Source organism: Frankia sp. AgB1.9 (assembly GCF_016786355.1).
Classification (GTDB): Bacteria; Actinomycetota; Actinomycetes; order Frankiales; family Frankiaceae; genus Pseudofrankia.
Genome location: NZ_JADWYX010000185.1, coordinates 2,959 through 12,891, shown reverse-complemented (window position 1 = coordinate 12,891; position 9,933 = coordinate 2,959). Strand labels below are relative to the sequence as shown.

Sequence of the window (9,933 nt, the reverse complement as noted above, 5' to 3'; positions counted from 1 at the left end):
GCCTCCACGGAGGTCCGTGGGCCTCGCGGGCGGGGTCGCTTTTGGACGTCCGAGCCCCCCCCGGCCCGATCCGAGCGGTCCCGAGCGCAGCGAAGGGCCCCACAGAAGAGGCGTCTTCCGATGGGTGACGTGCGGCGGCGGGTGACCGTGCGGCCCGGAGGCGTGCCTCCGCGGAGGCCCGGCCACGGAGCGAAGCGAACGTGGTTGGGCCGCAGCGGAGGTCGCCGGAGGGCACGTGAGCGCAGGAGGACGCGGCGCGGAGGTCCCTCGGGAGCGACGGGGTCCCTGCGGAATCGGCGAAGCCGATTTCGGAGGTCGTGAGTGAGGGGCCGTAGCGTCGCGCCCGGACGGAGCGAACCAATGTCACAGCGGAGGAGGACAGAGCGCGGAGTGGTCGTCCGAGCCGCCAGGCGAGGACGGCCGCGGAGCGCTCTGCCCGGACGGAGCGAACCAATGTCACAGCGCCGCCCGGACGGAACGAACCAGCGACACAGCCCGGAGCGAACCAGCGACAGAGGAACAACGGTCCCGTCCGGCCGTCCAAGTGGCGCCTGACCGCCTACGCTGAGGGAGTGAGCGTTCGCCGGATCATGGGAGTCGAGACCGAGTACGGGGTCTCGGTGCCTGGCCAGCCCAACACCAACCAGATGCTGGCCTCGTCGTTGGTGGTGAACTCCTACGCCAATCGCACGGCCAGCGGCGGCAGCCGGGCCAGATGGGACTTCGAGGAGGAGTCGCCGCTGCGCGACGCCCGCGGCTTCGAGACGCCCCGGGAACCCATCGTCGACCCCAGCGCCCCCGCGAACGAGGACGACCTCGGCCTCGCGAACCTCATCCTGACCAACGGCGCCCGGTTCTACGTCGATCACGCCCACCCCGAGTTCTCCGCCCCAGAGGTCACCAACCCGCGGGACGTCGTGCTGTGGGACAAGGCCGGCGAGCGGGTCATGGCCGAGGCGGCCCGGCGCGCCCTGCAGGTCCCCGGCAGCCACCCGGTCAACCTGTACAAGAACAACACCGACAACAAGGGCGTCTCGTACGGCTGCCACGAGAACTACCTGATGGCCCGCTCCACCCCGTTCGGGGAGATCGTCCGCCACCTGACGCCGTTCTTCGTGACCCGCCAGGTCTACTGCGGTGCCGGCCGCGTCGGCGTCGGCGTCGACGGGCGCACCGCCGGCTACCAGATCTCCCAGCGCGCCGACTTCTTCGAGGTCGAGGTCGGCCTCGAGACGACGCTCAAGCGGCCGATCATCAACACCCGCGACGAGCCGCACGCCGACCCCGAGAAGTACCGCCGGCTGCACGTCATCATCGGCGACGCCAACATGAGCGAGATCGCCACCTACCTGAAGGTCGGCACCACCGCGCTCGTCCTGTCGATGATCGAGGACAGCTGGTTCACCGTCGACCTCTCGGTCGACATGCCGGTCGCCTCGCTGCGCGCGATCTCCCACGACCCGACGCTGCGCCACCAGGTCACCCTGCGGGACGGGCGCAAGATGACCGCCATCCAGCTGCAGATGGAGTACCTGGAGCAGGCCCGCAAGTACGTCGAGGACCGGTTCGGCGCCGACGCGGACGCCCAGACCACCGACATCCTCACCCGCTGGGAGTCGGTCCTGACCCGCCTCGAGCAGGACCCGATGAGCTGCGCCCGCGAGCTCGACTGGGTCGCCAAGCTCTCCATCGCCGAGGGCTACCGGACCAGGGACAACCTGCCCTGGAACGACCCCCGGCTCCAGCTCGTCGACCTCCAGTACCACGATGTCCGCCTCGACAAGGGCCTCTACAACCGGCTCGTCGCCCGCGGCCGGATGGAGCGGCTCCTCACCGAGGACGAGGTCACCCGGGCCATGACGGAGCCGCCCGAGGACACCAGGGCCTATTTCCGGGGCCGTTGCCTCGCCAAGTACCCGCAGCAGGTCGCCGCGGCCAGCTGGGACTCGGTCATCTTCGACATCGGCCGCGACTCCCTGCAGCGTGTCCCGACCCTCGAACCGCTGCGCGGCACCAAGAACCACGTCGGCACCCTGCTCGACCGGTGCCGCACCGCCGCCGAGCTCGTGGACGCCCTCTCCGGCAAGTAAGGCGCGGGCCAGAGACGGCGCTTCGCGCCTCTGCGGACCTCCCAGATCGGCTTCGCCGATCCGGCAGGAACCCCGGCCGCCTCGGGCGCTGAGCGCCCTCCCTGCGCTGTATCGGGGCTGGGGTGGATGTCCGGGGGCGGGCTTGTTGGTGGCTGGGCTCGTGGTTGCGTCGGCCGGTCTGGGAGTCGTGGGTGGTTGCGTTGCGTTGCGTTGGCTGGGCGTGTCTTGGGGTCGGGCTTGGCGGGGTTGCGCTGGCTGCTCGTTGATTCGGGGGTCGGCGTGGGCTGTGGGGTGCTGTTGATCGCCGATTTGGCCCTCGGGTGGCTGCGTTCCGGGCCGAGGTGTGACCACGGCAGGGCCAAAACGGCGATCAAGGCCTGATAGTGCTGCTGGGATGATCAAGGCCTCGAGGGTGGTGCCGGGATGCGGTTCCCCGGCGTCTGGGAACCCGGACGGGTGTGGCTGACCCAGACAAGGAACCCCGAGGTGGCGCGGTTGGGCGACCCTCGGCGAGCGCGGAGCCCGCGCCGCCACCGTGGCGTCCGCGGGCCTGGACGGGTGTGCCTGACCGGGGGAGACCCGGCGGGCGCGCACCCCAAGGGCGACCCCAGCGAGCGCGGAGCCCGCGCCAGGCCACCCTGGCCTCCTTCTGGGTACCGGAGCCATGGCAGTGGGGTATCGGGCATGAGTGCGCGGCCCTGGATGTGAGATGGCCTTGGCCTGGTGATCCGGGTTCCGCTGACGGCGGACGGGGCGACGTGGCCGGGCGTTCGTGATGGAGTCGTGGTGGAGTAATGCTGTCCCGAACTGCCAGAAGCTGTCGGCGGGCCGGGATAGTGTGATCAAAGGCAGCGTCCTGAGGCGCAGGCCAGAGGGGCCGTTTTCCACGGCTTCCCGGCCCGCGCCCGGCGTGGCGGTTGCCTGGCCGGGCGGGGTCCAGCGACGCCGCCCGCGACGACAGGAGGGCACATGCCGAGCAGGGACAGTGGCGGCCAGACCCACGGCAGCCGCCGCGACAACGAGACCGAAGAGGCCGAGGTCGAGGAGAGCAGCGGCTCCGACCTCAAGGAGCGCCACGAGAAGCTCTCCGAGGACGTCGACTCACTCCTCGACGAGATCGACGACGTTCTCGAGGAAAACGCCGAGGAGTTTGTCAAGGGGTACATACAAAAAGGAGGTGAATAATCTTTTATCGTACCACGCGCTGTGGGCATCTGTCAAACAGCCAGGCCGGAGCTTTGATCGACATGCGTGGGCTGTCGGAGTAGACAGGGTGCATGAGTCGGAAGGTCTGCCGCGACTGCGGCGTCGAGAAGATGCTCGAGCAGTTCCACCCGCACCCGCAGATGGTGGACGGGCGGCACAACTACTGCATCGAGTGCTACCGGCGGCGTAACCGCGAGCGGTACCACCGGAGGAAGGGGGGCGACCTGCGGGACAACCGGCGCACGCGCCCGCTGGAACCGGACGGGTACCGGGTCTGCCCGGACTGCGGTCAGCGCAAGCCGGCGTCGGAGTTCGCCGCGAGGCGGCGGGCGTCCGACGGTTTGCACACCTATTGCCGCCCCTGTAACAACGCCCGCGCGTACGCAAGCGTCGATCGTCTTCACGGTTCGATGCGGAACCACAACATGCTTGTCCGCTATGGCCTGAGGTCCGAGCAAGTCGACGCCATGATCGCGGATCAGGGCGGCCGGTGCGCGATCTGTCGGAAGAAGCCCGCCGAGCACGTCGACCACGACCACGCGACCGGCGAGGTCCGCGGGCTCCTGTGCTTCACCTGCAATGTCGGCCTTGGTCAGCTCCGGGACGACCTGGCCGTAATCCGCAACGCTGCGTTGTACCTGCTTCGCACGCTAGAGCCCTTGCCGACAGGTTCCTCGCCGGAACGGCCGACGCTGCCGAGCGGTGAGCCGCGTTCTGTTCCGACCGGGCGCAGCGCGCACGCTCTCTGGCATGTCGAACGCAGGTACGGCCTGACCGAGCGGGAACTGGCCGAGATGCTCGCGGTTCAGGGCCGGGTGTGCGTGATCTGCCTGACGGGCCCGGCGGAACACGTCGACCATGACCACCTGACCGGTGAGGTTCGTGGCATCTTGTGTTCCGGCTGCAACGCCGGGCTGGGAAGCTTCGGCGATGACCTGGACCGGGTGTACGGGGCTTTGAACTATCTGTTGGCGCGAGACCTGCTGTTTGTCGCGTGACCTTGAAGGGGGATGCGTGCCAGATTCATCTAGCGTGGCCGGACGTCTACCGTCTGTGTTCATGAGGCCGGGAACGTCGTCGTTCACCGAGTTCCTGTCGCTCGCGGCGCCGGACCTGCTGCCGGGCAACCGCCAGCAGCTGCCCGGCCCGGCGATCGAGGTGGCGCACGGGACCACGATCGTGGCGGTGACCTTCCCCGGCGGCGTGATCATGGCCGGTGACCGGCGGGCGACGCAGGGGAACCTGATCGCGACGCGGGACGTGGACAAGGTGCACCACGCCGACGAGTACTCGGTGGTCGGCTACGCCGGCACCGCGGGGGTCGGCGCGGACCTGATCAAGCTGTTCCAGGTCGAGCTCGAGCACTACGAGAAGATCGAGGGCGACACCCTCTCGCTGGACGCGAAGGCGAACCGGCTGGGCTTCATGGTCAAGAGCAACCTGCCGATGGCGCTGCAGGGCCTCGCGGTCGTCCCGTTGTTCGCCGGTTTCGACACCGACCGTGGCGTCGGGCGGATCTTCTCGTACGACATCGCGGCGGCTCGCTCGGAGGAGCCGGGCTTCCACGCGATCGGCTCGGGTTCGCTGTTCGCCAAGAGCGCGCTGAAGAAGACCTGGCGGGCGGGCCTTTCCGAGGAGCGCGTCGTCAGGCTCAGTCTGGACGCGCTCTACGATGCGGCGGACGACGACTCGGCGACCGGTGGCCCGGACATGGCTCGCCGGATCTTCCCGGTGGTCGCCGCCGTCACCGCCGACGGGTTCCGGCGGTACTCCGACGACGAGGTGGGCGCCGTGGTGGACGCCCTTGTCGCCGATCGTCTGACGAACCCAGGAGGCTGACGTGACCATGCCGTTCGGCGGCTACGCAAGTCCGGAGCAGTGGGTCCGGGACAAGTCGGAGTACGCCCGCAAGGGCATCGCGCGGGGCCGCAGCGTCGTGATCGTGACGTACTCGGACGGCATCCTGTTCGTGGCCGAGAACCCGTCCGTCACCCTGCACAAGATCAGCGAGGTGTACGACCGGATCGCGTTCGCCGCGGTCGGGAAGTACAACGAGTTCGAGAACCTGCGGACGGCGGGCATCCGGCTGACGGACATGAAGGGCTACACCTACGACCGGCGGGACGTGACCGGCCGGGCGTTGGCGAACGCCTACGCGCAGACCCTCGGCACGATCTTCACCGAGTCGATCAAGCCGTACGAGGTCGAGATCGTGGTGGCCGAGGTCGGCTCGACGCCGGAGTCGGACCAGATCTACCGGCTGACCTATGACGGCTCGATCGCGGACGAGCGGGGTTTCGTCGCGATCGGTGGCCAGTCCGAGCAGGTGAACGCCTCGCTGCGGGAGCACCACACGGCGGGGGAGCCGTTGGCTCAGGCGCTGCGGGTCGCGGTGCGGGCGCTGGGTGCCGGGACGCAGCCGGGGGCGCCGGGCGCGGCGGCGGCGCAGAACGGTGAGCGGGTGCTGTCGGCGGGGAACCTGGAAGTGGCGGTCCTGGACCGCAATCGCCCGCGCCGCCAGTTCAAGCGCGTAACCGGCCCGCAGCTGGAGGGCCTGCTGTCCGAGACGGCGGCGACGGGCGCCTGACCCGCGTTTCCCTGCGGCCGTCCTGACGGCTGCGGTGAGGCGGTTCGCCCTGCTGGTGGTCGTGGAAGGCCACGATCACCAGCAGGCGGCGACCCAGCAGACGGCGACCTACGAACGGCGCCGACCCGGGTCATGGGGAAACGCGGCGTTGTCCACGGTGTTGACGAGCCGACACCGTCGAGATGATCAAGCGTGCGCGCCCGCATGCTGGTGGAGGAACGCGAGGGCGCGAGCCCAGGCGTCGGCTGCGGCCTCGGGGCGGTAGATGGCCGGGCGGTCGTCGCTGTGGAAGGCGTGGCCGGCGTCGGGGTAGGAGATCAGCTCGGTCGGGCCGGCCGAGGTGGCGGCCGCGGCGCGCAGGGCGCTGATCTCGGCCGAGGTGATCAGCGCGTCCTGGTCGCCGTAGAGACCGAGCCACGGCCCGCGCAGCGCCGGGGCCAGCTCGACGAGGGGCGCGACGCCCGCCCAGTACGGCGTGCTGACGGCGCCGCCGTAGAACGACACCGCGGCGGCGAGCGAGGCGCGGGTGGCGGTGGCGAGCGCGACGGTGCCGCCCATGCAGAAGCCGATGATCGCGGTGTTGGCCCCGTCGACCTCGCTGGTCGCCAGGTAGCCGCGGGCGGAGTCGACGTCGGCGCTGATCTCGGTGCCGTCGAGGCTGAGCATGTCGGTCGCCGCGCTCGCCCAGCCCCCGTCCTGGGGGGTCTCGGCGAAGCCCTGCCGGTGGTAGAGGTGCGGCGCGACGGCGAGCCAGCCCTCGGCGGCCAGCCGCTCGCAGACCGACCGCAGGTACGGGGTGATACCGCGGGCGTCGTGGATCACGATGACGCCGCCCTGGCGCTCGCGGGCCGGGGGGCAGGCCGTGAGCGGCGTGCCGTCCGCCGCCGTGAGGTCGACGGCTGGGATAGGGGCTGGGGACATGCCCCTCATCCTCTCCGTATCCGCGCTGTGGCGTCGCCGGTCGTCCGGGCTGCCCGGCGAAGGCCGGCGTCGGCGGGCTACGCGCGGCTCGGTTCGCTATCCGGCCCTCTGCCGGGACTCTGCCGCGGGTTGTCGGCGACACGCCGGGCCAGGCGTGCAGTCGCCGGCCGGTTGCCACAGGATCGGCCCGGACGGTCACGGATAGTGGTGGCGGCGGGCGCCTGGGTGCGGCGGCCGCGCACCGCGGAGCGGGAGCACCGGTGCTGACAAGCGAGCGGCGTGTCTCCGACGGCGGCGAGGACGGGGACGCGGCGACGTCCGGGAGCGGCGGGGCCCGGCATCGCGCGGTCGGCCGGGGCACGGGCCCACGGATCCGGATCACCGGCCCACGTTCGACACCGGCGGCGCCCCGGGCGGACTCGGGCGACGCGGACGAGCTCAGCGCCGGCCCCCGCCGGCCGGCGGGGGAGACCCGCCAGCTGCTGGTCGTCGTCGTCGGGGTGGCGCTGCTGGTGGGGGTGCTGACCTGCCTGTACGGGTGGACCGTGACGAGCCTGCGCCCGTACGGCCTGCCGGTGCTCGCCGCCGGTCCGTCGGGCCCGGCGCGGGCGCTGGCCGAGCAGCTGACGACGACGGAGCCGGGGACGCTGCGGGTCCGGGTGGTCGCCGACGGGGACGCCGCCGACCGGGCGCTGCGGGCCCGGGAGGCCTACGCGGCGTTCGTGATCGGGCCGAGCGGGCTGTCGCTGCACGTGGCGTCGGCGGCGAGCCCCGCGGTGTCGGAGGCGATGCAGCGCGGCATCGCGCAGGTGATGCCGACGGCGGACATCCCGGTCGTCGACGTGGTGCCGAACGCTCCGGCCGACCATGTCGGCGGCGGCCTGTCGGCGGGCTATCTGCCGCTGGTGCTGGTGGTCGCGGTGGGGGGCGTGCTGCTGTCGCGTACCACGGTGCGCCGCGGCGCGCGGCTGGCCGGGCTCGCGGGTCTGGCGCTGACGGCGGGCGCGGCGGGCGCGGCGGCGCTGCGCTACGTCCTGGTCGTGCTGCCCGGGTCCTACTGGGCGGCGATGGGGGTGCTGACCCTGCTGGGGGTGGCGGTGGCGGGCACCGTGCTGGGCCTGGGGGCGCGGGGCGGCACCGTGGGCCTGACCGGCGGGTTCGTGTTCTTCGTGGTCGCGGCGGCGCTGTCGGCGTGGTCGTCGGCACCGGAGCTGATGCCGCGGCCGTGGGGGGCACTCGGGCAGCTGGCCCCGCCGGGGGCCGGGGTGACGCTGCTGCGGTCGGCGGCCTACTTCCGCGGCTCTGGCGGCGGGGACGCGGCCGCGGTGCTGACCGTGTGGGCGGCGCTCGGGGTGGCGCTGATCATGGTGGGCGACACCCGGAGCTGGCATGGGCGTCCCTGGTCGCGGGCCCGGGGCCGTGAGGTTCCGGTGAGCGAGGCCCCGACCAGCTCGGCCGGTTTCCCGGGCATTCCGCTCCCGGTCGAGCCGACTTTCCCGGCTGCCCCCGGCGCCGCGGCGGGCTCGCCGGCCGGGCCGGAGGGGCGGTTCCAGCCGGATGGTCGCCGGGTGTAGCCAGATTGGCCCCGCTTCTGGCCGTAGGTGACGTGGATGGGCCGGCGGCGGCGAATTACCCGGGGCGGCGCGTGCGTCCGGCCGCGCGAGAGCGCCGACGCGCATAGGGTCAAGGAGTGGATCGCCGCATCTTCGGGCTCGAGAACGAGTACGGCGTCACCTGTGTGTTCCGCGGCCAGCGGCGGCTGAGCCCGGACGAGGTGGCGCGGTACCTGTTCCGCCGCGTCGTGTCCTGGGGCCGCAGCTCCAACGTGTTCCTGAAGAACGGGGCCCGTCTCTATCTGGACGTGGGCAGCCATCCCGAGTACGCCACCCCGGAATGCGACTCGGTGCCCGACCTGGTCACCCACGACAAGGCCGGCGAGCGCATCCTCGAGGGCCTGCTGGTGGAGGCCGAGCGGCGGCTGCGCGAGGAGGGCATCGCCGGCGACATCCACCTGTTCAAGAACAACACCGACTCGGCCGGGAACAGCTACGGCTGCCACGAGAACTACCTGGTCGGCCGGCACGGGGAGTTCTCCCGGCTGGCTGACGTGCTGGTGCCGTTCCTGGTGAGCCGCCAGATCCTGTGCGGCGCGGGCAAGGTCCTGCAGACGCCGCGCGGCGCGGTCTACTGCATCTCGCAGCGGGCCGAGCACATCTGGGAGTCCGTGTCGAGCGCGACGACCCGGTCGCGGCCGATCATCAACACCCGGGACGAGCCGCACGCGGACGCCGAGCGGTTCCGCCGGCTGCACGTCATCGTGGGCGACTCGAACATGTCCGAGACGACGATGCTGCTCAAGCTCGGCTCGACGGACCTGGTCCTGCGGATGATCGAGGCCGGGGTCGTGCTGCGCGACATGACGCTGGAGAACCCGATCCGGGCGATCCGCGAGGTCTCCCACGACATGACCTGCCAGCGCAAGATCCGCCTCGCGAACGGCCGCGAGGTCTCCGCGCTGGACATCCAGCGGGAGTACTACTCGAAGGCCGTCGAGTTCGTCGACCGCCGCGGCGGCGACGCGGTCGCGAAGCGGGTGCTCGACCTGTGGGGCCGCACCCTGCTGGCGATCGAGACCGACGACCTGGAGCTGGTCGCCCGAGAGATCGACTGGGTGACGAAGTACGTCCTCATCGAGCGGTTCCGGGCCCGGCACAACGAGTCGCTGGCGTCGCCGCGGATCGCCGAGCTGGACCTGAAGTACCACGACATCCACCGTGACCGCGGCCTGTACTACCGGATGGAGAAGGCCGGTCTGGTCGAGCGGGTGACGCGTGACCTGGACATCTTCGAGGCGAAGTCGAAGCCGCCGCAGACGACGCGGGCCCGGCTGCGCGGCGAGTTCATCAAGCGGGCGCAGGAGAAGCGCCGCGACTTCACCGTCGACTGGGTGCACCTGAAGCTCAACGACCAGGCCCAGCGCACCGTCCTGTGCAAGGACCCGTTCCGCTCCGTCGACGACCGCGTCGACAAGCTGATCGCCTCCATGTGACGTCGGGCGGGGAAAGGGCGCGGAGCGCCCGCCCCCCCCGCCCTGCGGCGGGCCCCCGGGGCCCCGGGCACCCGGGGGGG

At 71.4% G+C, this 9,933-nt stretch carries 8 protein-coding genes; 7 read left to right on the top strand and 1 reads right to left on the bottom strand.

Annotated features, from left to right (window positions below):
• Positions 1 to 572 precede the first annotated feature (572 nt).
• The 5 genes from dop (at position 573) to prcA (ending at position 5,883) form a co-directional block, all read left to right on the top strand.
• Positions 573 to 2,090 (top strand): depupylase/deamidase Dop, encoded by a 1,518-nt coding sequence (gene dop / locus I6A60_RS38840; RefSeq protein WP_374113323.1) that lies wholly within the window; start codon positions 573 to 575, stop codon positions 2,088 to 2,090.
• A 969-nt stretch (positions 2,091 to 3,059) separates the two neighbouring features.
• A complete protein-coding gene (locus tag I6A60_RS38835) occupies positions 3,060 to 3,275 on the top strand; it encodes a ubiquitin-like protein Pup (protein ID WP_203022213.1) in 216 nt (71 codons plus the stop codon).
• Positions 3,276 to 3,367: 92 nt separating this feature from the next.
• Positions 3,368 to 4,294 (top strand): endonuclease VII domain-containing protein, encoded by a 927-nt coding sequence (locus I6A60_RS38830; RefSeq protein ID WP_203055845.1) that lies wholly within the window; start codon positions 3,368 to 3,370, stop codon positions 4,292 to 4,294.
• A 16-nt stretch (positions 4,295 to 4,310) separates the two neighbouring features.
• Complete coding sequence (gene prcB, locus I6A60_RS38825) at positions 4,311 to 5,135, top strand: proteasome subunit beta (RefSeq protein WP_203022215.1); 825 nt, start codon at positions 4,311 to 4,313, stop codon at positions 5,133 to 5,135.
• Between the two features lies 1 nt (position 5,136).
• Positions 5,137 to 5,883: a proteasome subunit alpha gene (gene prcA / locus I6A60_RS38820; RefSeq protein ID WP_203022216.1), complete on the top strand. Its 747-nt coding sequence runs from the start codon at positions 5,137 to 5,139 to the stop codon at positions 5,881 to 5,883.
• 186 nt (positions 5,884 to 6,069) lie between these two features.
• On the opposite strand, the gene I6A60_RS38815 is transcribed toward prcA, so the two are convergent.
• Positions 6,070 to 6,804, bottom strand: a complete 735-nt coding sequence (locus tag I6A60_RS38815; RefSeq protein ID WP_203022217.1) for a dienelactone hydrolase family protein — start codon at positions 6,802 to 6,804, stop codon at positions 6,070 to 6,072.
• Between the two features lie 260 nt (positions 6,805 to 7,064).
• Here I6A60_RS38815 and I6A60_RS38810 point away from each other — a divergent pair, with 260 nt between their 5' ends.
• The gene (locus I6A60_RS38810; RefSeq protein ID WP_203022218.1) at positions 7,065 to 8,378 is read left to right on the top strand and encodes a hypothetical protein; all 1,314 of its coding nucleotides are present in this window, start codon (positions 7,065 to 7,067) and stop codon (positions 8,376 to 8,378) included.
• A gap of 116 nt (positions 8,379 to 8,494) precedes the next feature.
• Entirely contained in the window at positions 8,495 to 9,853 is a 1,359-nt protein-coding gene (pafA, locus tag I6A60_RS38805; RefSeq protein WP_013424871.1) for a Pup--protein ligase, read from the top strand.
• Positions 9,854 to 9,933 lie beyond the last annotated feature (80 nt).